The sequence below is a fragment of the Nissabacter sp. SGAir0207 genome, from assembly GCF_005491205.1.
GTDB lineage: Bacteria > Pseudomonadota > Gammaproteobacteria > Enterobacterales > Enterobacteriaceae > Chimaeribacter.
The window spans coordinates 364,834-389,926 of sequence record NZ_CP028037.1 but is presented as its reverse complement, the minus strand read 5'-3'; the positions used below and the strand labels follow the sequence as shown (position 1 = coordinate 389,926).

General features: G+C 63.3%; 23 protein-coding genes. 15 read left to right on the top strand and 8 right to left on the bottom strand.

Annotated elements, in window-relative coordinates; translation table 11 throughout:
- Nucleotides 1-179: 179 nt before the first annotated feature.
- Nucleotides 180-1,223 carry a type II asparaginase gene (locus C1N62_RS20950; protein WP_137765661.1) on the top strand — a complete coding sequence of 348 codons (1,044 nt, stop codon included), beginning with the start codon at nucleotides 180-182 and terminating at the stop codon, nucleotides 1,221-1,223.
- A 117-nt stretch (nucleotides 1,224-1,340) separates the two neighbouring features.
- On the opposite strand, the gene C1N62_RS20945 is transcribed toward C1N62_RS20950, so the two are convergent.
- Nucleotides 1,341-1,583, bottom strand: a complete 243-nt coding sequence (locus tag C1N62_RS20945) for a hypothetical protein (RefSeq protein ID WP_137765660.1) — start codon at nucleotides 1,581-1,583, stop codon at nucleotides 1,341-1,343.
- 535 nt (nucleotides 1,584-2,118) lie between these two features.
- Here C1N62_RS20945 and C1N62_RS20940 point away from each other — a divergent pair.
- Entirely contained in the window at nucleotides 2,119-3,222 is a 1,104-nt protein-coding gene (locus C1N62_RS20940) for a porin (protein ID WP_370465614.1), read from the top strand.
- Between the two features lie 42 nt (nucleotides 3,223-3,264).
- On the opposite strand, the gene C1N62_RS20935 is transcribed toward C1N62_RS20940, so the two are convergent.
- Nucleotides 3,265-4,152, bottom strand: coding sequence for a LysR family transcriptional regulator (locus tag C1N62_RS20935; protein ID WP_137765658.1), 888 nt, complete (start codon nucleotides 4,150-4,152; stop codon nucleotides 3,265-3,267).
- Nucleotides 4,153-4,260: 108 nt separating this feature from the next.
- On the opposite strand from C1N62_RS20935, the gene C1N62_RS20930 reads away from it, so the two are divergent.
- Nucleotides 4,261-4,644, top strand: a complete 384-nt coding sequence (locus C1N62_RS20930; RefSeq protein ID WP_137765657.1) for a DUF4440 domain-containing protein — start codon at nucleotides 4,261-4,263, stop codon at nucleotides 4,642-4,644.
- Nucleotide 4,645: 1 nt separating this feature from the next.
- Here the strand turns inward: C1N62_RS20930 and C1N62_RS20925 are convergent, their stop codons facing one another.
- Entirely contained in the window at nucleotides 4,646-5,263 is a 618-nt protein-coding gene (locus C1N62_RS20925; protein WP_137765656.1) for a LysE family translocator, read from the bottom strand.
- Nucleotides 5,264-5,347: 84 nt separating this feature from the next.
- Nucleotides 5,348-6,007, bottom strand: a complete 660-nt coding sequence (locus tag C1N62_RS20920; RefSeq protein ID WP_137765655.1) for a TetR/AcrR family transcriptional regulator — start codon at nucleotides 6,005-6,007, stop codon at nucleotides 5,348-5,350.
- A gap of 224 nt (nucleotides 6,008-6,231) precedes the next feature.
- On the opposite strand from C1N62_RS20920, the gene C1N62_RS20915 reads away from it, so the two are divergent.
- From C1N62_RS20915 to C1N62_RS20870, 10 genes are all read left to right on the top strand, one after another.
- Nucleotides 6,232-7,383 carry a Gfo/Idh/MocA family protein gene (locus C1N62_RS20915; protein ID WP_137765654.1) on the top strand — a complete coding sequence of 384 codons (1,152 nt, stop codon included), beginning with the start codon at nucleotides 6,232-6,234 and terminating at the stop codon, nucleotides 7,381-7,383.
- Between the two features lie 10 nt (nucleotides 7,384-7,393).
- Entirely contained in the window at nucleotides 7,394-8,227 is an 834-nt protein-coding gene (locus C1N62_RS20910) for a sugar phosphate isomerase/epimerase (protein ID WP_137765653.1), read from the top strand.
- A 65-nt stretch (nucleotides 8,228-8,292) separates the two neighbouring features.
- Nucleotides 8,293-9,534 (top strand): MFS transporter, encoded by a 1,242-nt coding sequence (locus C1N62_RS20905; RefSeq protein ID WP_137765652.1) that lies wholly within the window; start codon nucleotides 8,293-8,295, stop codon nucleotides 9,532-9,534.
- A gap of 26 nt (nucleotides 9,535-9,560) precedes the next feature.
- Nucleotides 9,561-10,730 carry a dihydrodipicolinate synthase family protein gene (locus C1N62_RS20900; protein ID WP_137765651.1) on the top strand — a complete coding sequence of 390 codons (1,170 nt, stop codon included), beginning with the start codon at nucleotides 9,561-9,563 and terminating at the stop codon, nucleotides 10,728-10,730.
- Nucleotides 10,731-10,904: 174 nt separating this feature from the next.
- A complete protein-coding gene (locus C1N62_RS20895; protein ID WP_137765650.1) occupies nucleotides 10,905-11,444 on the top strand; it encodes a sugar dehydrogenase complex small subunit in 540 nt (179 codons plus the stop codon).
- Between the two features lie 22 nt (nucleotides 11,445-11,466).
- The gene (locus C1N62_RS20890) at nucleotides 11,467-13,095 is read left to right on the top strand and encodes a GMC family oxidoreductase (RefSeq protein ID WP_137765649.1); all 1,629 of its coding nucleotides are present in this window, start codon (nucleotides 11,467-11,469) and stop codon (nucleotides 13,093-13,095) included.
- A complete protein-coding gene (locus C1N62_RS20885) occupies nucleotides 13,092-14,492 on the top strand; it encodes a cytochrome c (RefSeq protein ID WP_137765648.1) in 1,401 nt (466 codons plus the stop codon). Before C1N62_RS20890 ends, C1N62_RS20885 begins: the two co-directional genes overlap by 4 nt.
- Before the next feature lie 52 nt (nucleotides 14,493-14,544).
- Nucleotides 14,545-15,048 carry a sugar dehydrogenase complex small subunit gene (locus C1N62_RS20880; protein WP_137765647.1) on the top strand — a complete coding sequence of 168 codons (504 nt, stop codon included), beginning with the start codon at nucleotides 14,545-14,547 and terminating at the stop codon, nucleotides 15,046-15,048.
- Between the two features lie 18 nt (nucleotides 15,049-15,066).
- Entirely contained in the window at nucleotides 15,067-16,671 is a 1,605-nt protein-coding gene (locus tag C1N62_RS20875; protein WP_137765646.1) for a GMC family oxidoreductase, read from the top strand.
- Complete coding sequence (locus C1N62_RS20870) at nucleotides 16,664-17,983, top strand: cytochrome c (protein ID WP_137765645.1); 1,320 nt, start codon at nucleotides 16,664-16,666, stop codon at nucleotides 17,981-17,983. Before C1N62_RS20875 ends, C1N62_RS20870 begins: the two co-directional genes overlap by 8 nt.
- Before the next feature lie 150 nt (nucleotides 17,984-18,133).
- Here C1N62_RS20870 and C1N62_RS20865 read toward each other — a convergent pair whose 3' ends face one another.
- Nucleotides 18,134-18,343 carry a DUF1508 domain-containing protein gene (locus tag C1N62_RS20865; protein ID WP_137765644.1) on the bottom strand — a complete coding sequence of 70 codons (210 nt, stop codon included), beginning with the start codon at nucleotides 18,341-18,343 and terminating at the stop codon, nucleotides 18,134-18,136.
- Nucleotides 18,344-18,665: 322 nt separating this feature from the next.
- Between C1N62_RS20865 and C1N62_RS20860 the strand changes: the two genes are divergently transcribed.
- Nucleotides 18,666-19,472, top strand: coding sequence for an MBL fold metallo-hydrolase (locus tag C1N62_RS20860; RefSeq protein ID WP_137765643.1), 807 nt, complete (start codon nucleotides 18,666-18,668; stop codon nucleotides 19,470-19,472).
- 118 nt (nucleotides 19,473-19,590) lie between these two features.
- Here C1N62_RS20860 and oxlT read toward each other — a convergent pair whose 3' ends face one another.
- From oxlT to eat, 3 genes are all read right to left on the bottom strand, one after another.
- On the bottom strand, nucleotides 19,591-20,880 hold the full coding sequence (oxlT, locus tag C1N62_RS20855; protein ID WP_137765642.1) for an oxalate/formate MFS antiporter: 1,290 nt from the start codon (nucleotides 20,878-20,880) through the stop codon (nucleotides 19,591-19,593).
- Nucleotides 20,881-20,963: 83 nt separating this feature from the next.
- Nucleotides 20,964-22,304, bottom strand: coding sequence for an aspartate aminotransferase family protein (locus tag C1N62_RS20850; RefSeq protein WP_137765641.1), 1,341 nt, complete (start codon nucleotides 22,302-22,304; stop codon nucleotides 20,964-20,966).
- Nucleotides 22,305-22,374: 70 nt separating this feature from the next.
- Nucleotides 22,375-23,736, bottom strand: a complete 1,362-nt coding sequence (gene eat, locus C1N62_RS20845; RefSeq protein ID WP_137765640.1) for an ethanolamine permease — start codon at nucleotides 23,734-23,736, stop codon at nucleotides 22,375-22,377.
- Between the two features lie 212 nt (nucleotides 23,737-23,948).
- Here eat and C1N62_RS20840 point away from each other — a divergent pair, with 212 nt between their 5' ends.
- On the top strand, nucleotides 23,949-24,980 hold the full coding sequence (locus C1N62_RS20840; protein ID WP_137765639.1) for a phosphotransferase enzyme family protein: 1,032 nt from the start codon (nucleotides 23,949-23,951) through the stop codon (nucleotides 24,978-24,980).
- The last annotated feature ends 113 nt before the right edge of the window (nucleotides 24,981-25,093 follow it).

Here is a 25,093-nt window from a genome sequence, read left to right as displayed (position 1 = left end):
TGTGTGATCCCTCGCCAAAACAAAAAACCATAGTTATGGCTTTTGCGCGGAAGGTCAATCTTTCTGCCGTCCGCCCGCGCCCATAATGAAATTTCCAGTGAATAACTGGAATATCAAAGACCTGGCCTGATTTTTGCTGGGCTTATTGACCATAACTGGAGTTTTTAAGAGGGAACACAATGAAATTCACATCACTTCTTGCCGCCGCACTGCTGGCGCTCACCTCCTGTGCGTTTGCCGCCCCCCAGCAACCCCATATCGTGATTCTGGCGACCGGCGGCACCATCGCTGGCTCTGCGGCCAGCAACACCCAAACCATCGGCTACAAGGCCGGGGCGATCGGGGTGCAGGCGCTGATTGACGCGGTGCCGGAGGTCAAGTCGATCGCCAGAGTCGATGGCGAGCAGATTGCCAATATCGGCAGCAATGACATGACCAGCGACATCATCCTGACCCTGTCCAAACGGGTGAATGCCCTGTTGGCGCGTGACGACGTGGATGGCGTGGTGATCACCCACGGCACCGATACGCTGGATGAGACGCCCTACTTCCTTAACCTGACGGTCAAAAGCGACAAACCGGTGGTGTTCACCGGCGCGATGCGGCCAGCAACGGCGATCAGCGCCGATGGGCCGATGAACCTGCTGGAGGCGGTCACGGTGGCTGCCGATCCCAACGCCAGGGGACGCGGCGTGATGCTGGTGATGAATGACCGCATCGGCGCGGCGCGCTTCATCACCAAAACCAACGCCACCACGCTCGACACCTTTAAGGCACCGGAGCAGGGCTATCTGGGGGTGATTGTCGGCGGCAAGCCACACTTTGAGACGCGGGTGGAGAAGATCCATACCCTGCGCTCGGTGTTTGACGTGCGCGATGTGAACAGCCTGCCGAAGGTGGTGATCATCTATGGCTATCAGGATGACCCGGAATATATGTATGACGCCGCGATCGCGCACCACGCGGACGGCATCATCTATGTCGGCACCGGCGGCGGTTCCACCTCGGTACGCAGCGAAGCGGGCATCAAGAAAGCTGAACAGGCGGGCATTGTGGTGGTACGCGCCTCACGCACCGGCAGCGGCGTAGTGGCCCCAGACGACAATATGCCGGGGCTGGTGGCGGACTCCCTGAACCCAGCCAAGGCGCGTATCCTGCTGATGACCGCCCTGACCCAGACCCACGATCGCGCCCTGATTCAGGACTATTTCCAGAATTATTAATAGGCGGCCGCCCTGCCCATTCGCGGCGCATCAGGCAAAAGCCTGCACCGCGCCGGTGCGGCAGAGAGATAAACACAAAAAACGGTGGCAGTGGGCGAGAACGCCCACTGGCCGGGATCAGTGGTAGGTCACGTCCTGAATGTCATCCCTGGAGTAGCCCTCACGCTCCAGATGGATCTTCGCCTCCTGCAACATCTCCTCATCAGAGTAGTTCTTGGGCAGGGTGTTCTGCATCAGGCACTCGCCCTCCAAACGCTTCTCACCCTGCTCTTCGGTCGGCGTGGTGAAGATCTTATAGGTGCGGCCGGTATGCTCATCGACTGAATAGATCTCAACGCGAATATAAGTAGATTCTGGCATTTAACTCCCCCATCAATAGGTTAGGTATGAGTAAACCGTAGTCGTGATCGGCGGGTAAATCAATGTCATGGCCTTCTCAGGTAGCGAGCATCCATCCGCGTGCCCCCCTTTAACCTGCTTTTGCCAACCGGGCACCAAGGTGTTAACCAGACGCCCTATTCTGAATCTGCCAAACCCCATTTTTAGGCTTTCCGGTGTTGATGCTATAGATAGAGGGCAAAAGCAATGGCTTAAAAAAACATCAGCTCAAATTTTGCTTAAGTTCATTTTCTGACTTAAGCCAAATTAGCCTTTTTTATTCTACACTTAACCAAAATAAGCCAAAAAATCGCCAGAGTTGTTAATTCCTGAAACAAAGGAAACATTTATTTAATCTTTCTACCGCAACAAACCCCAAATAGGGCCTCTTCAAACGATTTTCTGTCATGATTCTCACGCTATTATCCGCCCGCGATACACAAAGCAATTTACACAGGGCTACTTAATGTTAACAACAAAGCAAAAAAATCTGTCCCTGGCCATTGGCCTGGGTCTGATGATCGGCAGCGCATCTTTTGTGACGAACGCTGAAGTCACCTTGATTAAGCAAGATCCGCAGGCAGGCAACCCGCTGAGCCGCCTGAACTTCACCGTCGGCGGCAGTATCCGCCCGCAGTTCGACAACATGACCGGTGATGGCGATAAAGGCTCCTATAAGCGCAACGGCTTTGACGGCGGCACCCGCTTCCGTTTCCTGGCGGACTACTACCTGTTTGATGACGTAAGCTGGGTGGGTTACTACGAGCTGGGCGTGAACATTCCGGCACTGTTTGACTGGGATCACCACTACGCCGAGGGCGCGCACGACACCAGCCGCCGTATGCTCTACACCGGCTTCCAGAGCAAAACCTGGGGTAAACTGACCTTCGGCCAGCAGAACAGCGTCTACTACGATGTGATCGGCTCCAAGACCGACATCTGGGACTACGACATGAAGGCGCAGGCACCGGGCAACGGCATCAACGGTGACTACGACGGCTCCTACCGCTCCCGCAAAATGCTGAAGTACAAAAACACCTTCGGCGACGCGGATGTTTACGCCTCTTACCTGTTCGCGGACAACGAGTACCTGCCGGGCAAAGGCCTGCGCTACAAGCGCAAGGGCGGCGGCTCACTGGGCGTGGATTACCACCTGAGCAAAGACCTGACCTGGGGCGCGGCCTGGAACTACACCCGTGCTGACATGCGCAACCCGACCAGCGGCGACTCCAAGAACTACGACCAGAACATCTACGGCACCTCCCTGACCTGGAAGCCGGACAACTGGACCTTCGCCTTCGGCGGCGGCTACTACCAGAACTTCCTGACCACCAAGAAAGCGGACGTGAATAACTACTTCGCGGGCGACGCGTGGGGCATCGAGTATCTGGCCGGTTACACCATTCCGGTTCGCCAGTATGGCCTGAAGTCTGTCATGCCTTACTTCATGGGCGACCGCCTGGAGTACGTCAACGATCGCAACTACCAGCGCATCGACAACGGCGTCGGCGTCACCTTCCAGCTGGATTACGGTTTCCGTGTGGACTACGAGCACGTCTTCACCTCCAGCACCGACAACCTGGGCGACATGAACGTGGTGCGTCTGCGCTACGACTTCTAATCCCTCACCCGGTGATTCAGGCGCGCACTCTGCGCGCCTTTTTTATTTCTGGTGCGTGCGCAAAAAGTCGATGAACGCCCGAACCTTCTCCGGGACGTGGCGGGTATTCGGGTAGAGCGCATAGATCCCCTGCTGCGGGAAGGCAAAACCGGGCAGCACTTCACACAGCGTGCCCGCCGCCAGCGGTGCCGCCACCAGCCATGCTGGCAACAGCGCCACCCCACTCCCCGCCAACGCAAAGCTCATCAGCGCCTCTGCGCTGTCCGCTGAGACATGCACCGGGCCGGTGATGTCAAAGTCCACCTGTTGTTTGTCCGGTGTCGTCACCCGCCAGTGCAGCGGCGTGCGCAGGCGGCGGTGGATAATCCACTCGGCCTCCGCCAATGCCGCCAGCGAGGCGATCGGGCGATCGGCCAGCCAGCCGGGCGAGGCCACCGGTAGCACGGCGAAGTGGTCAATCAGCGCCGCATGGTAGCTGGAGTCGGTGAGCGTGCCGAGCCGGATGGCGACGTCAAAGCGCTCAGAGACCAGATCCGCCAGATGGGAGGAGGAGACATGGCTGATGCGCAGGGCCGGATGCAGGCGCGCGAAGGCAGCCAGCGCCGGGATCACCCGTTGCACGCCATACTCCGGCGTGCTGGTGATGCGCAGCTCGCCCGTCAGCCCGCGGTGGTTGCACTGGACGTCATGCAGCAGGCTTTGCGCCTCCTGCACCAACTCCCGGCTACGCCGATAGAACGTCTCGCCGGCATCGGTCAGTGCCAGGCGGCGGGTGGTGCGCAGCAGCAAGGCGACCCCCAGTTCCGCCTCCAGCTGGCGCACATTAAAGCTGAGCACCGCCTTGGTCTGCCCTTGGGTGGCCGCCGCGGCGGTAAAACTGCCCGCCTCCACCACGGCGATAAACATCGCCGCACGTTGTAAATTGAGCATCGCGTCCCTGCCTATTGTCAAAATCAGTTTGACAGTATATCAGCCGCGGCGCGGCTTATGCGCGCCCGGCCAGCGGGGTAGATTAGCGCCTCACCCAAAGGAGAGACGATGAACCGCTATTTCATGGAAGTGATGGACGCGCACACCGCGATTGAACAGTGGCTCGGCGAGGGCGCGGGCGAGCAGCAGGCGCTGCTGGGTCGTTTCAGCCAGGGATTTTCGATGGTGACGCTGGGCGGGCAGTTGCTGGATTTCAGCGAGCTTAGCGCCTTCTTTGGCCGCCAGCGCGGCGCGAAGCCGGGGCTGGCGATCCAGATAGATTGCCTCTCCCTGCTGGCGGAGTGGGAGGGCGGCGCGGTGGTGACCTACCGCGAGCGGCAGCAGCAGCCGGGTACGGAGGCGACCACCCGCTGGTCATCGGTGGTGTTCGCGCTGGAAGAAGAGCAGCCGCGCTGGCGGCACCTGCACGAGACGCTCCAGCCGCTCGGCTGACTCAGCGTTTGCTCAACGCCAATTTGGCGGCAAACAGCATAAACAGCACGCCGGTGGATCGATCCATCCAGGCCACCACGCCGGGGCGACGCAATACCGCTGAAAGGCGGTGGGTCGCCAGAATCAGCGTGGATGACCAGAGGGTGCCGATCAGCACATGCAGCGCCACCAGCAGGAAAGTCCAGAGCACCGGGGAGTGGCCCGCCGGGATAAACTGCGGCAGGAAGGAGACGTAAAACACGCCAATTTTTGGGTTCAGCACATTGCCTAGCACGCCGCGCAGGAAACCGTTGCTGCCGGTTGCGCCAGCCGTTCCGGTTGCCAGACTTTGGCGCGGCCGCAGCAGCATGTTGAGGCCAAGCCAGCAGAGATAGGCCGCCCCACACCACTTCAGCAGGTCATAGGCCAGTTCAGAGACGGCGATCAGCGCCCCCAGCCCGAAGGCCACCAGCGCCCCCCAGATAAAACAGCCGGTATTGATCCCCATCGCCGCCTGAAATGCCCGCTTGCCGCCCTCGGCGGTGGCCGTTCTGAGGATCAGCGCCGTATCCAACCCCGGCGTGAGAGTCAGCAGGGTAACGGCAAAGGTATAGGCCAGCAGGGAGTCCGTGATGCTCATGTTGCTTCTCCGAAAAGCAAAATTTTGCCAGCACGGCCAAGATTTAACAAATGTTTTACAGGGTGATTGCGATAAACATGATGATCAATGTTGAGGAATTTCTCCCACCGGCCTGATCCACGCAGCGATGCACTCTTTCATCACCGCCAGCCGTTCTGCCAGTGCCGCCGGTTCGCCCAGATCGCGCTGGTAGACGATAGAGAGCGTCGAGAGGTTGATCAGGTAGAAAAAGCCCAGCGCCGAGATGTTGATATTGAGCTGCATGGCGTTGATATCCGGCCGGACGTTGCCCTCCTGGCGACCCCGGTCGAGCAGCCCCTGGGTGATGCTGATCCAGCTACGGTTGATGTCCACCACCGCGGCGTCCGAGGTTTTCAGGTGGCGCGCCTTGAGCTGGTTCTCGCTGTTGAGCAGGCGGATAAAGGCCGGGTTCTTCAGGTAGTAGTTCCAGGTAAACTCCACCAGTTGCAAAATTGCCTCGTTGGCCGGCAGTGCGTCCAGCCCCAGCGCGGCCTCCTGCTGGCGGATGTCCCGGTAGGCCTCCTCCAGCACCCGCGTAAAGAGCACGTCTTTATTGGTGAAGTAGTAGTAGATGAGCTGTTTGTTCGCGCGTGCGCGCTCCGCGATGCTGTCAACGCGCGCGCCGTCAAAGCCTTTCTCGGCAAACTCCGCCCGCGCGGCATCCAGTATCCGGCTCTGGCGGTCAGCCGCTTCGCCCTTGTCCTTCGCAACCCTGCTCGCCACGCTGCCTCCTTGTTTCTCCGCTGAAAGTGCTAAGCATTATAGTGCCTAAGCCCGCCAACTCAACGCTCCTGAAAAAAATCAACTAACTGGTTGGTTATGTGAAAGGGATCAACCCTGCGATGAAATATTTGGTCTAGGATGATGTTATCAACCAGATGGTTGAAAACCGGCTGGACGATGAAAACCAGCCTGCTCCCCTTCACTCCGTAGCCCGAGGTCACTACATGGCGCAAATCCCTGTCGGAATCATTATGCATGGCGTCACCGGACGCATGGGAAAAAACCAGCACCTGATCCGTTCGATTGTCAAAATCCGTGAGCAAGGCGGCGTTGCGCTGGCAAACGGCGATCGCTTAATGCCAGATCCGATCCTGATTGGCCGCAACGCGGAGAAAATTGAGGCGCTGGCCAAGGCCCACGGCATTACCCGCTGGGGCACCGATGTGGATCAGGCGCTGGAGAACCCAAACGACACCATCTTCTTTGATGCCGCCACTACCCAGGCGCGCCCGACGCTGCTGAAAAAGGCCATCAGCAAAGGCAAGCATGTCTACAGCGAGAAACCGGTGGCGCTGGGGCTGGATGAGGCGCTCGATCTCTACCACTATGCCCGTGAAAAGGGCGTCTGCCACGGCGTAGTACAGGACAAGCTCTGGCTGCCCGGCTTGCAGAAGCTGCGCCTGCTCAATGAGTCCGGCTTCTTTGGCGATCTGCTGTCGGTGCGTGGCGAATTCGGCTACTGGGTGTTTGAGGGCGATCTCCAACCGGCACAGCGCCCCTCCTGGAACTACCGCAAAGAGGATGGTGGCGGCATCATCCTCGACATGATCTGCCACTGGCGCTACGTGATCGACAACCTGTTCGGTGAGATCAAGAGCCTGAGCTGCATCGGTGCCACCCACCTGCCGCAGCGCTGGGACGAGCAGGGCCAACCCTACCCCGCCACCGCCGACGACGCGGTCTACGCCACCTTCGAACTGCACAACGGGGCCATCGTCCAGATCAATAGCTCCTGGTGCGTGCGGGTACGCCGTGACGATCTGGTCACTTTCCAGGTGGATGGCGTGAAAGGCTCGGCCGTGGCTGGCCTGACCGACTGCTTCACCCAAGCGGGGGTCAACACGCCCAAGGCGGTGTGGAACCCGGACATCCGCCAGACCCACGACTTCTTCGCCGACTGGGCAGCGGTGCCAGATAACCAGTCCTACGACAACGCCTTTAAGGTGCAGTGGGAGCTGTTCCTGCGCCACGTCTGGGGCGAGGGCGACTATCGCTGGAACCTGCTGGAGGGCGCGAAGGGCCTGCAACTGGTCGATCTGGCGCTCAAAAGCTGGAAAGAGCGCCGCTGGGTCGATGTCCCGTCACTGGAACGCTAAGGAGCCGATCATGGATCAGCCGGATGCCAATAAACTCTCCATCAACACCGCCACGCTGCGCGCGCAGTGGAAGCTGGAGCAAATAATTGATGGCTGCGCGCGCCACGCCATCCGTGGCATCTCGCCCTGGCGGGATCAGGTGCAGGCGCTCGGCTTGCAGGAGACCGCCCGCCGCCTGCGCAGCCACGATCTGACCGTCACGGGCTACTGCCGGGGCGGGATGTTCCCCGGCGCAACGCCGCAGGATCGGCAGGAGAGAGCAGCAGATAATCGGCGGGCGGTGGATGAAGCGCTGGAGCTGAACGCCGCCTGTCTGGTGCTGGTGGTCGGCGGGCTGCCGGCCGGCTCGAAGGATCTGGCCGGGGCGCGCCAGCAGGTGCGGGATGGCCTGAGCGCCCTGCTGGAGTACGCCCGGCCGCTGGGAATGCCGTTGGCGATTGAGCCACTGCACCCGATGTATGCCGCAGATCGCGCCTGCGTCAACACTCTGGCACAGGCCAATACGCTGTGTGATGAGCTGGGCGACGACGGGCTGGGCATCGCGGTGGATCTCTACCACACCTGGTGGGACCCGCAGTTCCTGCCAGAGGTGGCGCGTGCCGGTCGCCAGCGCATTCTGGCGTTCCACATCTGCGACTGGCTGGTGCCCACCCGTGACCTGCTGATGGATCGCGGCATGATGGGCGATGGTGTCATCGACATTCGCGGTTGCCGTCAGGCGGTGGAGGCGCAGGGCTATCGCGGTTTCCACGAGGTGGAAATTTTCTCTGAACACAATTGGTGGAAACGGGACCCGGACGAGGTGCTGCTGACCTGCAAGGCCCGCCACCTCGAGCACGGCTGAGCCTTCACTTACCCGACAGAGCCGTCACGGCTGTTTTCGTCGCGATCCAGAATGTCGAGGACACTATGACTACAGAGACCCGCAAAATGATCCTGGTCACCGTGCTGTGCGGGCTGGGATACATGATGTACTCCGTTGACCGGATGACCGTCTCATCGGCGGTAGGGCTAATCAGCGCGGACTTCGGCCTTGGCCGGGGCGAAGCCGGTATCCTGCTCTCCTCCTTTTTCTTTGGCTTTATCCTGTTCCTGTTCGTCTCCGGCATCATCGCCGACAAGCTGAGCGGCAAACCCGTGTTGATCCTCGGGCTGGTGATGTTCTCCCTTGCCACGGTGTTCACCGGTCTGGCGGGCAGCCTGACCTCCCTGATCTTCTACCGGGTGCTGACCGGCATCGGCGAGGGGATCTTCTGGCCAGCGGCGTCGCTGGAGGTCGCCAACGTCACCACCGAGAAGCAGCGCACCACCGTGATGTCGCTCTACTGGATGGGTTACCCGATTGGCGGTTTCCTCGGCACCTGGATGGGCGCGATGTTGGGGCCAGTATTTGGCTGGCGCGTGGTGTTCTATGTGGCGGGGGCGATGGGGCTGGTGGTCGCCCTGCTCTATGCACTGCTGGTGAAAAATGAGCGCAAGCCGGCGGATCTGCGCCAGACGCCCACTGAGAAGATCCCGGTCTCCTCGCTGTTCCGCCGCTGGCCGGTGATGCTGATGGCGCTCTACTACTTCGTGCTGCTGGCCGGGTGGTGGATCGTGCTGCTGTGGGCACCCAGCTACCTGATGCAGGTGAAAAACCTGTCGATGGGCGTGGCTGGCACCATCGCCAGTTTGCTGGGGCTGACCGGCGCGCTCGGCGGCTTCCTGCTGGGGCGCTACTGCGACAAAGGGGATTTCGCCCGGCGGCGCGCCATCCTGATGGGCATTACGCTGGTCAGCGGCGCGGTGATGGCGGCGATGACCCTGCCGCTCTCCACCCCGCTGATCATCGTGCTGGTGCTGATCCTCGGCTTCCTCGGCTACCCGATTACCCCGCTGGTGCTCTCCTTCACGGCGGAGCTGGTGCCGCCAGCGTTGCGCGGCTCGGCGATTGGGCTGGTGATGAACATGGGCATGGCGGCGGGCGGCATCTCGCCGATTGTCGCTGGCTATTTCGCCCAGCACTACACCCTGCACCCGGTCTGGCTGGTGGCGGCGGCGGTGATTCTACTGAGCAGCCTGATCCTGCTGGGGGTGAAAAAAGCCCCCGCGCCGCAGGCCGACCCTGCCGGGCAGCCACTGCCGCCCGCCGGGCAGATGCTTAAACCTTAATTGACCCCTTCACAAGGAGAAACAGGATGACGGCAACCCACCAGGTGCGTTTGCTTGACGACAACGGCCAGTCCAGCCTCTACACCCTGCGCGGCGAGCGCCAGTGGCAGGCACCGGCCACCCCGGCCTTCAACCGGCGCGCCTTTGCCGCCGCCCATGTGGTCACTGACCCCCGGCAGGTGCGCGATCCGCGCACCGACATCGTCCTCGACTGGGAGGCGACGCTGCGCTACCGCCGCCACCTGATGTCCTTGGGTTTCAGCGTGGCGGAGGCGATGGACACCGCCCAGCGCGGCATGGGGCTGGACTGGCCCACCAGTCTGGCGCTGATCACCCGCAGCGTCGAGCAGGCGCGTGATTTCCCCGGCGTGACGGTCGCGGGCGGCGCCGGCACCGATCACCTGACCGATTTCCGTGGGCTGCGTCTGGAGGATGTGATCAACGCCTACGAGGAGCAGGTGTCAGCGATTGAGGCGTGTGGCGGGCGGCTGATCCTGATGGCGAGCCGGGCGCTGGCCGCCGTGGCGCGTGGGCCGGAGGATTATCTACGTGTCTATGACACGGTGCTGCGGCAGGTGCGCGAGCCGGTGATCCTGCACTGGCTGGGCGAGATGTTTGACCCGGCGCTGAGCGGGTACTGGGGCAGCAGCCAGACCCGCGAGGCGATGGCGGCCTGCCTGTCGGTGATCCGTGACCATGCGGCGAAAGTGGATGGCATCAAAATCTCCCTGCTCGACAAGGAGAAAGAGATCGAGATGCGCCGCCAGTTGCCAGAGGGGGTGAAGATGTACACCGGGGATGATTTTAACTACCCGGAGCTGATCGCGGGCGATAGCGAAGGCTACTCCCACGCGCTGCTTGGCATCCTTGACGCCATCGCCCCGGCGGCCTCGGCGGCACTGAATGCGCTGGCACAGGGCGACCGCGCGCAGTATGAGCGCATCCTCGCCCCGACGCTGCCGCTGGCACGCCACATCTTTGCCGCGCCCACCCAGTACTACAAAGCTGGCATCGTGTTCCTCGCCTGGCTGAACGGCCACCAGCACCACTTCTCCCTGCTGGCGGGCATGGAGAGCGCCCGCAGCCTCCGCCACTACTGCCAGTTGTTCCGGCTGGCCGATGAGGCGGGCCTGCTGGAGCAGCCGGAACTGGCCGCTGAGCGCATGGCCCGCTTTGGCAGCGTCCACGGTCTGTAAACTCCAACGCCTTCCGTAACAGGAAGGCGTCTTTTTTCAACCAGTTCCCGTTTTTGTTTAACCTAGGTTTAACTTTTCTTTGATAGCTTGCTAAGAGTTTTATCCAAGAATAAACAAATTCGAAACATCCGATTCTCCTTTTTGTGCGCGATCGTCAACCAATGTGGTTATCCCATGAATAGAAAAGATGCCTTATCGGGCCTCAACGTGACGCTGTCACGTCGGCAGGTGCTGTTTGCTGGCCTCGTGATGGCGGCTGGCACTGCGCTTACCTCGGCCCTGCCCGCCTTTGCGCTGCCTGTCAGCAACGGATCGTTTGCCAACTTCATGGCACTCTCACGCCTGTTGGTCAACCACCAGCTTGATGAGGGCGTTGGCCTGCGGATGATGGCCCAACTGGAGCAGGAGCAGCCCGCACTGGCAAGCGCGGTCAGCCAGATCCTCGCCATCGCCACGGCGCACAATGCCACCACTGTTGAAGAGTTCTTTCCGGCCATCCCGGAGGGCAAGCTGAAGGCGCTGGCCCACACCATTATTTTCGGTTGGTATACCGGTTGCCTAAGCCCTAAGCGCGGCGTGAAAGCCTTCGCTTTTGAGCAGGCGCTGACCTACCACACCACGCTGGATGTGATCACCATTCCCTCCTATGGGATCAGTGGCCCCAATAATTGGAGCCGGCCCAATGCGCCGGTCGCCGCCATGCCCCGTTTTTGATCCCTTTTGAGACAAGTTCATTATGGCAATCCCTTCTGAATCAACCGTGGTGATCGTCGGCACCGGCGTGGTGGGTGTGGTGATCGCGGAACAGCTTCTGGACGCTGGCATTCCAGTGCTGATGCTGGAAGCTGGCCCGCGTGTGCCGCGCGCCGAGATCGTTGAGAACTACCGCAACCTGCCGCTGGCCGCCAAAGGCAACCCCATTGAGTGCTATCCGTCGCGTGACTGGGCACCGCACCCGGAACCGGCCGGTGCTGGCAAGGGCTATCTCCAGCTCTCCGGGGCGGACTCCTACGCCCAGAGCTACGTGCGTTACGCCGGTGGTTCCACCTGGCACTGGGCTGGCACCTGCTGGCGATTGACGCCAGCGGACATGCAGCTCCACTCGCGCTATGGCGTGGGCCGTGACTGGCCGTTTGAGTACGCCACGCTGGAACCTTACTACGCGCGCGCCGAGCATAAACTTGGCGTCTGCGGGCCGGACGATCCGGCCCTCCAGTGGCCACCGCTGCGCTCCCGCCCTTACCCGATGCCCGCGCTGCCCTTTGGGCCGGGCGAGGCGCGCTTCACCGAGGTGGTGAAGGAGCTGGGCTACCACAACATCCCGTGTGCGCAGGCGCGCAACAGCGGTATGCCCTATGATGACCGCCCGGCCTGCTGCGCCAACAATAACTGTGTGCCAGTCTGCCCGGTCGGCGCGAAGTATGACGCCGCCACCGCGCTCAGCCGACTGGAGGCCAAAGGCGCGGTGATTGTGGAGAACGCCGTGGTGTGGCGGGTGGAGACCAACGCCCGCAACCAGATTGAGGCGGTGCACTACTACGATCCGCAGAAGCAGAGCCACCGCGTGACCGGCAAACTGTTCGTGCTGGCCTGCAATGGCCTGGAGAACCCCAAGCTGCTGCTGATGTCCGCCGATGCGCGCAACCCGAACGGGCTGGCCAACAGCTCCGACCAAGTGGGTCGCAACATGATGGATCACCCACAGATCACCATGACGGTGACGCTCGAGGAGCCGTACTGGGCTGGCGTTGGCCCAGTGGTCAACAGCGGCATCATGGAGACTTCGCAGGGCGACTTCCGCTCGGAGCATGCCGGGGCCTACTTCCGCTTCAACAACTTCGCCCGCAATCGCTTCGTCACCTTTGACGCCCTGAAGAAGGGGCTGGTGGGCAAGGCGTTGGATGAGGAGATCCGCCGCATGACCGCCTGTACCGCCGACATCGTGGCGGCCCATGAGATCCTGCCGGATGCCAACAACCGCCTGACGCTCTCCAGCCAGAAAGATTGGCTCGGCCTGCCGAAACCGGCCATCCACTATGATGTGGGCGACTACGTGCGCCGCTCGGCGCGTGACTACTCGCTGCCGATTGCCCGCAACATCGCCGCCGCGATGGGCGCGACGGACATGGCCTTCTCCAAGCAGTTCAACCAGAGCAAGCACATCATGGGCGGCACCATCATGGGGCTGGATCCGGCCACCTCGGTCGTGGATGCCGATTGCCGCGCCCATGACCACCGCAACCTGTTCCTGCCGGGCGGCGGCGCAATGCCGAGCACCGCCTGCGGCAACAGTACCCTGACAATGGTGGCGCTGGCCTTCAAGGCCGCCGACGCACTGGTGGCGCAAGCCAGGGAGGCCGTATGACGCGCCGCCTTCCCCGCCTGTTACCAGCCGCCCTGCTGATCAGTGGACTGGCCGCGCTGATGCCAGCGCAAGCCGCGCCGGATGCCCAGTTATTGCAACAGGGCGAGTATCTGGCGGTGGCCTCAGACTGCACCGCCTGCCATACCGCCACTGCCGACAAGCCCTTCGCCGGCGGCAAGGTGATCGCCTCGCCGGTGGGCGAGATTATCTCCACCAACATCACCCCCTCCACGCGGGATGGCATTGGCGGCTACAGTGAGCAGCAGTTCTCGGATGCGCTGCGCAATGGCATCCGCGCCGATGGTGCCCGGCTCTACCCAGCGATGCCCTACACCGCCTACGCCACGCTGACGGATGAGGACATCCACGCGCTCTACACCTACTTTATGCAGGGAGTGAAGCCGGTGGACGCGCCCGTACCCGAGACGCGGCTGCCCTTCCCGCTCAACCTGCGGCTCTCAATGGCGGTGTGGAATGCGCTGTTCCTCAAGACACCGGGCTACCAGCCCGATCCGGCCCACTCGGCCAGTTGGAACCGTGGCCGCTACCTGGCCGAGGGCGCGGCACACTGCGCCACCTGCCACACCCCGCGCGGCTTTTTGATGCAGGAGAAGGAGAGTGAGGCGTTGACCGGCGCGCAGGTCGGGCCGTGGTACGCGCCGAACATCACCGCCGATCCGGTCAGCGGCATTGGCCAGTGGTCGCGGCAGGAGTTGGTTACCTACCTGCACACCGGGCGCGTGGTGGGCAAGGCGCAGGCCGCTGGCAGCATGGCGGAAGCGATTACCCACAGCTTCCACTACCTGACCGATTCGGATCGCGCCGCCATCGCCGAGTATATCCTCAGCGTGCCGGACACCACCGCCACGGCGGGGGCGTCGCGCTTTGGGCAGGGAGAGCCGGGCAACCCGCTCGCCGCCTACCGTGGACAGCCCTTCAATGCCGCCACCGACGAGGAGGGCGCACGCCTCTTCTCCGGCAACTGCGCCTCCTGCCACGGCAGCCACGGGCAGGGCACGCCAGATGGCTACTACCCCAGCCTCTACCACAATGCCGCTACCGCTGACGTCAATCCCTCCAACCTGATTGCCGCCATCCTGTATGGCGTGGAGCGCGAGACGCAGGAGGGCAAGGTGCTGATGCCGCCGTTTGGCGACCAACCGAACGCCCTCAACCACCTGAGCGACCAGCAGGTGGCGACGCTCTCCACCTGGCTGCTGAAACAGTATGGCCACGGTGGCCACGCGGTCAGCGCGGCGCAGGTGGCAGAGATCCGCGCCGGTGGGCCAGCCTCGCCGCTGGTGTGGCTGGCGCAACTGGGCGTCGGGGTAGGCGCGTTGGCAGTGGCGACGGTGGCCTTCCTGCTGTGGCGTCGCCGCACGCGCCGGACGCTCTGAACCTTTTTCGCCGCTGGCCTTCGCCAGCGGCTTTTTTGTGAGAATGTTTGTAATGACTGACTACACACGCAGGCGCGTGATCAAGATGGCTGGCGTTTTGGCGCTGACCACGCTGGCGGGCGAAGTGCTGTGCCTGCCAAGCCTCCAGGCTGCCATGCCAGCGCGCACCGCCGCCGGGCTGGCGGACTTTACCCAGCTCTCCCAACAACTGACGATGAACGCGGCGCTTGATGACGCGGTGGCACAGGCGCTGTTCACGGCGCTGGCGCTCAACCGGCCACGGCTGGCGGATGAGCTGGCGGCGCTGGCCTCCCTGCTAACGGCCCAGCCGACCCTGCTGGAGCAGCCGCTGCTGGCCTTCCCGGCCGGGCATGAGGCTGAGGCCGCGACGGCCAAGGCCATCCTCACCGGCTGGTATACCGGCGTGGTCGGCAAGGGCAATCAGGCCATCTATGTCACCTACGTCAATACCCTCGCCAATCAGGCAGTCAGCGACACGCTGGTACCGCCGAGTTTCTCCTACGGCCCGTGCGGCAGTTGGGCAAAACAACCTTAAAATAAGAGCAATTGTCACATGAGTAACAACCTTTCTGCCGACGTGGTCGTGATTGGCGCGGGCGTCTGCGGCTCGCTACTGGCCACCCGACTGGCCAATTCCGGCAAACGCGTGCTAATGCTGGAGTCCGGCCCACGGGTGGGCCGCGCGGAGCTGGTGGAGCGTTTCCGCGCCTCCGCCTTCAAGTCTGACTTTATGTCGCCTTACCCCTTTTCGCCGCAGGCACCGCACCCGCGTTATACGCCGGAGCCGAACGGCTACCTGCATCAGGCCGGGCCACACCCCTTCAACGCGCAGTACATTCGGATGCTGGGCGGCACCAGCTGGCACTGGGCGGCGCAGCTGTGGCGCTTCGTGCCCAATGATTTCCGCCAACAGACGCAGTATGGCGTCGGCAAGGATTGGCCGATCGGCTATGACGAGCTGGAACCGTACTACTATCAGGCCGAAGTGCTCGCCGGGGTCGGTGGCTCGCCAGAGAATGGATCGCCGCGCGCCAAACCCTTCCCGATGGAGCGCGTGCCCGCTTCCTGGCTGCAACAGCGCGTCACCGAGCGCCTCGCGCCCGATTTCCAGGTGCTGGATGACAGCACCGGGCGTAACAGCCGCAGCTATGATGGCCGCCCGGCCTGCTGTGGCAACAACAACTGTATGCCGGTCTGCCCGATTGACGCCCAGTACCACGGCGGCATTGCCGCGGCCCACGCCGAACAGGCCGGGGTGGAGGTGGTGACGCAGGCGGTGGTCTACAAGCTGGAGCATGACAGCCAGGGCCGCATCACGGCGGCGCACTACTACGACTGGGAGAAGGTGAGCCACCGGGTCACCGGCCAGACCTTCGTGCTGGCGGCCAACGCCATCGAGACGCCGAAACTGCTGCTGATGTCCACCAGCGACCGCTTCCCGCAGGGCATCGCCAACGCCCGCGACAACGTTGGCCGCAACCTCACCGACCACCCGGCCATCGGCATCACCTTTGATGTGGATGAGCCGATCTGGCCCGGCCGTGGCCCGGTCAGCCCCTGCTCCATCGGCCAGTTCCGCGACGGTGCCTTCCGTGCCGACCATGCGCCGTTCCGCATCGACATCTCCAACGCCTCACAGGTCGCCTCCGTGACCAAGGAGCTGTTGCAGGAGGGTTACTACGGCAAGAAATTGGAGGAGGAGATCCAGTTCCGCGCCGCCCGCCGCCTCAGCATCAAGAACGCGCTGGAGCAGCTTCCCGATCCCAACAACCGCGTGACGCTCAGTGACCAGCGTGACGCGCTCGGCCTGCCAACGCCCAGCCTGCACTGGGACGTGGATGACTATGTGAAAAAAGGCACCGAGGTGGTGCACCAGTGCTACGACCAGATCGCGGCGCGACTGGGCGGCAGCCACATCAAGCACAGCAAGGCGGGGGCGTTCTCCAACCGCCAGCACATCACCGGCACCCTGTCGATGGGCCATGATCCGGCCACCAGCGTCACAGATAGCTGGGGGCGCGCCCATGACCATGAGAACCTCTACATGGCTGGCACCGGTGTGATGCCGACGGTAGGCACCTGTAACGTGACCCTGACGGCGATGGCGCTGGCATTGCGCACCGCCGACCACATTCTGGAGGTGACGCGTCATGGCTAACTCCTGGATCTCTGCCCTGCCGCTCAGCGTCCTCTGCCTTGGCATCGGCGCGGCGCAGGCCGCCGACACCCCTTCACCGGAGCTGATCGCGCGTGGCGAATATCTGGCGATTGCCGGTGACTGTGGTGCCTGCCATACCGAGGCCAATCATCCCGCCTTTAGCGGCGGCCACCCGATTGCCAGCCCGCTGGGCACCATCTACAGCACCAACATCACCCCGTCAGTGCAGGCCGGGATTGGCGGCTATAGCCAGACCCAGTTCGCGGACGCGGTTCGCCTTGGCATTCGCGCCGATGGCAGCCACCTCTATCCGGCGATGCCCTACACCGCCTATGCCAAACTGACGGACGAGGACATGGCCGCGCTCTACGCCTACTTTATGCATGGCGTCGCGCCGGTGGAGAGCCAGCCTGAGAAGACCGCGCTGCCCTTCCCATTCAACCTGCGCTTCTCAATGGCGGCCTGGAACCTGCTGTTCCTTGACACCACGCCGTTCACGCCCGATCCACAGCAGTCCGCGGCCTGGAACCGTGGGGCCTATCTGGTGCAGGGGCTGACGCACTGTAGTACCTGCCACACCCCACGCAACGTGCTGATGGCGGAGAAGGGATCGCAGGCGCTGGCTGGCGCTTCCCTCGGCACCTGGTACGCACCGGACATCACTACCGCTGGCCTGCATGACTGGAACCGCGACATGCTGGTCACCTACCTGAAGACCGGCCACGCCAGCAATGGCGCGACAGCGGGCGGCCCGATGCTGGAGGCGATCGACAAGAGCTTCACGCGCCTGACGCCTGAGGATCGTCAGGCCATCGCCACCTACCTGCTGCCGGAGCGCGCGGCCGCGGTGCCTGCTACGCCAGTCAATCACCGTATTCATGGCGATGACACGCCAGCCGCCCTCGCGGCGTTGGGCGCTGGCGGGCGCATCTACCGCGATAACTGCGCCGCCTGTCATGGCCTGCATGGCGAGGGCCTGCGCGGCCTGCCAGCGCTGGCCGGTCACCCGGTGCTGGACAAGCCCACTACCGACAATGTCGCGATGGCGGTGCTGGAGGGGGTGTGGCCAGAGGAGGGCCAGGGGATGCCGGGCTTTGCCCATGAGCTGACGGACAGCCAGGTGGCAGAGGTCACCAACTATGTGGTGGGCACCTTTGGCCACAGTGACGTGACGCTCAATGCGGATCGGGTCGGGGAGTTGCGACAGGGTGGCGCGGCTTCGCCGCTGATGCTGCTGGCGCGCGGCGGGATGGCGCTGGCGGGCGTGATAGCCGCCGTCGTGCTGTTCCGGCTCTGGCGTCGCCAACGTTAACCGGTGGCTGGGGCATCGCAAGGTGCCCTGAGGGTATCCGTTACCCGTGGTGGGGCGTCGGGGCGGGGTTCGCTCCGCTCCAGGCGTCCTGACGGTCAGCCTGGCAGCCCTGTTCGGCAAGGGGGTAACGGATAATTTTGTACTGCCGATCTACAGACTCAGCGGGCTATAGTGGGTATCACCGATGGTGACCGCCCCCGCTGTTTCAGCCATCAACATGTGAACTTTGCTTTCACACTTCGCCAGCTCTTTGTATCCCTTCGGGCTGACCGCAATCAAACCGCCATCACTTGCCATAAAACGCCAACGCCACTCACCGTTTTTGCATAGATAGATATAGAAATAGGGAATGGAATGCATCACGACCTCCTTATATCTTCACCTTGCCTAAACTGCGCAAGTAAAACGGTCTTTTTAGCATACGTGCTCCCCCTCCATTTTCCCCATCACATGGCCGACAAATGAGGACAGTGGGAAATCATGAGGAACCCCTGCCCGCGACACCGCTTGCCACTGCGGAGAGATGAGAAAACATGAGGCGGGGCAGCGGCGTGGTGCAATCGCGCCACATTGGCTGATTCATCAACTATTCTTATGCAGGTGGCGTTGGTTTCGATGCGAAGGGACAAACCGGTGCCAATCTTGCGGCAGCCGCCGCACCGTTGACCTGAGGGAGCGATGCATGAACCATTATGTATGTTCAACCTGTGGTACTTCCTACCCCGCCGTGCACACTGCCCCGGCGCATTGCCCGATTTGTGAGGATGAGCGCCAGTGGGTGCCGCCGGGTGGGCAGACGTGGAGCACCTCGGAGCAGATCGACCAAAGCCACGCCCACGCCTGGGCGCTGCACGAGCCGGGGCTGTTCAGCCTGCACCCCACCCCGGAGCTGGGCATCGGCCAGCGCGCCTTCCTGCTGCGCACCCCGGCTGGCAACGTGCTGTGGGACTGCACCGCCCTGCTGGATGACGCCACTAAGGCGCTGGTGGAGAGCCTCGGCGGGCTGGCGCACATTGCCGTCTCCCACCCGCACTACTACACCCGGATGCAGGACTGGAGCGCCGCCTTTGGCGATGCGCCGATCCACCTGCACGCCGCCGACCGCGCATGGGTGGTACGTCCCAGCCCGGCCATCCGTTTTTGGAAGGGCGAAACGCTGGAGCTACTGCCGGGCGTGCAACTGGTCTGCCTCGGCGGCCACTTTCCCGGCGCGACGGTGCTGCACTGGAGCGACAGCCACGACCGCAACGGCGTACTGCTGTGCGGCGACACCCTGCAAATCACCCCCGACGGCGAGCGCATCTCCTTTATGTGGAGCTACCCCAACCTGCTGCCGCTCGGCGTCACCGATGTCAGCCACATCGGCACCCGGCTCGAGGCGATCCCTTTCAGCCGCATCTATGGCGCTTTCCCCGGTCAGCAGGTCAAGGCCGACGGCAAGAAGATCGTACAGCGGGCAGTGAAGCGTTATATCGAACTGCTGAAGTAGCGGGGCCGACAGATGAGGTTTTTCATGTAACCGAGCGACCTTATGCACCTTAAAACGTGCACTAAGCCGTTAATGTCCGTTTTAAGGTGCAATGGGCCAGCGAGCTGGCCCGAAGATATTAATGGGAGGCGGGGGCGGTTTGGGGCATTGTCTTGCCCTGTCCGCCGAGGAAGCGGGCGCGCCAGGGTTTCAGCACCCACATCGCGAGGGCGGCGGTGATGAAGTCGAGGGAGATGGCGCAGCCGAAGACGATGTCCCAGCCGCCGCTGCGTTGGTAGATCAACGCCGCCAGCGGCCCGCCGAAGATGGAGCCGACGCCCTGCGCCATATAGAGCCAGCCGTAGTTGCTGGTGGCGTGGCGGGTGCCGAAGGTGTCCGTCAGGGTCGAGGGGAAGAGCGAGAAGATCTCACCCCAGCCGAAGAACACCAGCCCGGAGAGCAGTACGAACAGCACCGGATCGTGGCGGCACATCAGCCAGAGCGTCATCGCCACGCCCTCCAGCGCGAAGGCCCAAAACATCATCTTCTCCCGACCAATGCGATCGGAGATATAGCCGCACAACGGGCGGGTCAGGCCGTTGGTGAAGCGGTCAATGGTCATCGCCAACGGCAGCGCCGCCAGCCCGAACACCGTCACGCCGGTCATGCCGAAGTCCTGGGCAAAGATCGCCATCTGCGAGGTGACCATCAGGCCGGAGGTGGACATCATGGTCATCATCAAGAACATCAGCCAGAACAGCGGCTGGCGCAGCATCTCACGCGGGGCGAACTGCCGTTGCTGCGGCACCCCCTCCAGCCCGCTGCCTTGCTCCGCCTCGGCTGGCGGCAGGCGCAGGCCCTGACTGGCAAGGAACCCCACCGCCGCGAAGGCCAGCCCGAATAGCCAGAGGGTCTGCGTCAGGCCGTGGGCGGCCAGCGACTGGGAGATCGGGAAGGTGGTGATGATGGCACCCATGCCGTAACCGGCCGCCACCATCCCGGCCGCAAAGCCGCGCCGCTGCGGGAACCAGCGCACCATCAGCCCCACCACGCCGACATAGACAATGCCGGTGCCCAGCCCGCCCAACCCACCGTAGACCAGATAGAGCATCGGCAGGCTGGCGACCTGTGCGGTCAGCACCCAGCTCAGCCCGGCCAACAGCGTCCCGATGGAGATGAGCAGCCGCGGCCCAAAGCGATCAATCAACCGTCCCTGAAAGGGGGAGAAAAAGGTCTGGAGGATAATCAGCAGCGAGAAGGTGACCTGCAACTCCGCCAGCGGCACATTGAGCTGCGCGGCCAGCGGCTTGGTGAGCAGCGTCCAGACATACTGCGGGCTGGAGATGGCGGCCATGCAGACCAGCCCAAGGAGCAGTTGCAGCCATTTGGTGCGCGGGGCGACCTGAACGGGTAGTGAAAGTGCAGTCATGCTTATCGGTTCCTTACAAACAGCGGCCCGTCACGGGCCGCAAAGGGGAGATAAGCGAATAATGCAGAAAGCGTGCCAGCCCGTTAGCGCGCCAGTGCCGCCAGGCTCTTGTCGAGCGCGCCCACCAGCCAGTCGATGTCGCCGCTCTGGAACGCCAACGGCGGCCGCAGTTTCAGCACGTTGCCGTAGGGGCCAGCCACCGAGGTGAGTACCCGCTGCTCGCGCAGGCGCTCGGTGACATCCAGCGCCAGCGCTTTGTCCGGGGTTTTCGCCGCCCGGTCGCTGACCAGCTCAAAGCCGATGAACAGCCCCGCGCCGCGCACGTCGCCGACGCACTCATACTTCTCCGCCAGCCCCTGCAACTCGCGCAGCAGCTGCCCACCCACCGCCAGACTGTGCTGCTGCAACCGCTCCTCCTCTATCACCCGCAATACCGCTTGCGCGGCGGCGATGGCCACCGGGTTACCGCCAAAGGTGTTGAAGTAGGGGATGGTGTCGCTGAAAGCCGCCAGCACTTCGCTTTTTGCCAGCATCCCGGAGATCGGGATGCCATTGCCCATCGGTTTGCCGGTGGTGACGATGTCCGGCACGATGCCGTGGCGGGCGAAGCCCCAGAAGGCGTCACCGGTGCGGGCAAAGCCGGGTTGCACCTCATCGGCGATGTAGATGCCGCCGTTCTTGTGCACCACATCAATCACCGGTTGCAGGAAGCCCGCCGGGTTTGGCAATACGCCGTCCGAGGAGAAGATGGAGTCGGCGAGGAACCCGGCAAACTTGATGCCGTGCGCCGCCATGTCATCGATCTGCTGCTGGATCTGGCCAGCGAACCAGTGGCCGAGATCGGGGTCAGTGACGCGGTAGTAGTCTGGCGGCGGCACCAGCCGGGTGGTGGCCGCCAGCGGCTGGCCAGTGCCGAGCGCGGGCGACGCGCCGGAGGTCAGCTCGCTGGTGCCGTGGTACGCCTCCTGCGTCACGATGATGCCGGTGCCACCGCTGTAGGCCTTCGCCACGCGCATCGCCAGATCGTTGGCCTCGGAGCCGGTGCACATATACATGGCGCGGTCGATCTCTGGCGGCAGGGTGGCGAGCAGTGCCTCCGAGTAGTCGAGGATGTTCTGGTGCAGGTAGCGGGTGTGGGTGTTGAGCTGCTGCATCTGGGCGGTCACTGCCTCCACCACCGCCGGGTGGCAGTGGCCGATGCTGGCGACGTTATTGTAGACGTCGAGATACTGGTCGCCAGCCGCGTCCCACAGGTACTGCCCGCGCCCCTTCACCAGATGCACCGGCTTGCGGTAGAAGAGGCGGTAGGAGTCACCCAGCACCCGGCCGCGCTGCTCCGTCAGGCGGCGGGTCTCGCTGTCGAGCTGAGCGGCATGTTCCGCCCGGAAACTGTTGGTGTCCATGATGGTTGAACGTGTAGCCATAATGTTCCCTTCTCCTGCTTGGCGGGGCGCGCCCCGCCGTCTCAATGATGGATGTCAGGCGGCCTGACGGTTAATCCTGGGTCAGCATACGGTCTTTGGGCGCGCTGGCGCGCTGGGCGTGGGTCAGGCGGAAGTAGCCGTAGCCGACCAGCATCAGGGCAATGAACAGCACTCCCACCTCGGTGTTGAACCAGAACATGGCGACCAGACAGCAGATCGCCAGCCCAAGCGCGATGCCCGGCACCAGCGGGTAGCCCGGCGCCCGGAATGGCCGCGCCAGCCCCGGCTCGCTGCGGCGCAGGCGGAACAGGCTCAGCATACTCATGATGTACATCACCAGCGCGCCGAACACCGCCAGGGTGATCATCGCCGCCGTCAGGCTCATGCCCTGCAAGTTGATGCGCCCATCCGCGAGGATGGCGAGGATGCCCACCGCGCCACCGGCCAGAATGGCGCGGTGCGGGGTAGAGAAGCGTGACAGCCGCGCCAGCGAGGGCGGCAGGAAGCCAGCGCGGGCCAGCGCAAAGCCCTGCCGCGAGTAGCCGAGGATAATGCCGTGGAAACTCGCCACCAGCCCGAACAGCCCGATCCACACCAGCATATGCATCCAGCGCGAATCATTCCCTACCACGCGTTTCATCGCCTGCGGCAGTGGGTCGTTGATGTTGGCGAGGCTGCCCCAGTCGCCGACGCCGCCAGCCATCACCATCACGCCGACGGCCAGCACCACCAGCGTCAGGATGCCCGCGATGTAGGCGCGCGGGATGGTGCGTACCGGGTCTTTGGCCTCCTCGGCGGCCATCGCGGTACCCTCAATCGCCAGGAAGAACCAGATGGCAAACGGGATGGCGGCAAAGATGCCGGAGAGTGCCTGCCACGAGAAGTGGTCGGCCCCGGCCCAGCCGTGGCTGGTGAAGTGCGCCATGCTGAAGTTCGGCGACACCACGCCCATGAACACCAGCAGCTCCACCACCGCCAGCACCGTCACCAGCAGCTCAAACATCGCCGCCAGTTTCGCGCCCAGGATATTCAGCGTCATAAACACCAGATAGGCGCCGATGGCCGCATAGCGCGGCTCCAGCGCCGGGTACTGGATATTGAGGTAGGCGCCGATGGCCATCGCAATCGCCGGCGGGGCGAAGACGAACTCAATCAGCGTCGCCATGCCCGCGATGAAGCCGCCGGTCTCGCCCCATGCACGGCGGCTATAGGCGAACGGCCCGCCCGCGTGGGGAATGGCGGTGGTCAGCTCGGTGAAGCTGAAGATAAAGCAGCCATACATGGCGGCGATGATCAGGGTGGTGACCAGAAAGCCCAGCGTACCGGCCACGCCCCAGCCGTAGCTCCAGCCAAAATATTCGCCGGAGATTACCAGCCCGACGGCAATGCTCCACAGGTGCCAACTGCCTAACGTGGGTTTTAACTGACTCATTGTGCGACTCCGGAATGGACGGGATGGCTACGATAATGCACGCCTGTCAGCGTGCCGACTTGACCGCAGCGCGCCTGCCGCCCTCCCCTAAAGTCAACTTTGCCCCGGCTGCCGCTTTTTTGCGCCCTGCGGTCAACTTCCCGCGCCCCACGGTCAGGTAAGCGCACGGCCCCACGCCGCATCCTAACGCCATCAACCGTGAGGAGACGCCTATGACCGCCCAACAGTATGACTCGCTGGACAACGCCGCCCTGATCCGTTTGGCCGGGCAGGCGCTGGCCAGTTGCCCCCATCTGGACTCACCCCGGCCGGCACTGTTCTGCCGCTCGGAGAATGCCACCTTCCAGGTGACCGATGCCCACGGCACGCGCTATGCGCTGCGCATCCACCGCCCCAACTACCACCAGCAGCAGGAGATTGAGAGTGAGTTGCAGTGGCTGGATGCGCTGCGCGCGGCTGGCATTGAGGTGCCATTCGCCCACCGCAACGGCGCGGGCGAGCGGGTCATTCCGCTGCGCACCGATGCGGGCGAGACGCGCTACGCGGTGCTGTTTGACTGGATCGCCGGTGAAGTGTTGCAAAGCGATATCAGCCGGGTGTCGCGCGCCGACTTTATCGAACTGGGACGTACCACCGCCCGGCTGCACCAACACAGCCGCCAGTGGCAGCGCCCGGCAGGCTTCCGGCGCTTGCGCTGGGATCACGCCACCATGACCGGCGCAACCGGCCACTGGGGTGACTGGCGCGCCGCGCCGGGGCTGGCGGCGGCGGATATCCCACTGGTGGAGCGGGCGCAACGCCAGGCGGGCGCGGCGCTGGCGGCCTTCGGCGAGGGGCCAGACCGCTTCGGCCTGATCCATGCCGATTTGCGGCTGACCAATTTGATGCGCCACCAGCAGCAGACGCGGGTGATTGACTTCGATGACTGCGGTTTCGGCTGGTATCTGCACGATCTGGCGGCGGCGATCAGCTTTGTCGAGCATCACCCGGATGCCCCCAACTGGGTGGAGGGGTGGCTGGAGGGCTACCAGCAGCTCTGCCCGCTGACGCCGGAGGAGCGGGCAATTATCCCGGCGATGCTGATCCAGCGCCGCATCCAGCTGCTGGCGTGGGTCGGTTCCCATGCGGAGACGGAGCAGGCCCGCTCGCTGGGCGCGGACTGGGCGCAGCAGAGCGTGCGCCTCTGCCGACTCTACCTCTCCCAGCAGTGCCTGCCGGTGGGGGCGGCAGAGGCGGCGGCCTGATTCAGGCGGGCGTGCCCACTTGTGGTGCAACAAGACGCGCATGGGCGCGGGTGATCGCCCGCCCCATGCACTCCTTGGCTGGCACGGTTTTTGCTGTATTCCTGTCAGATCCC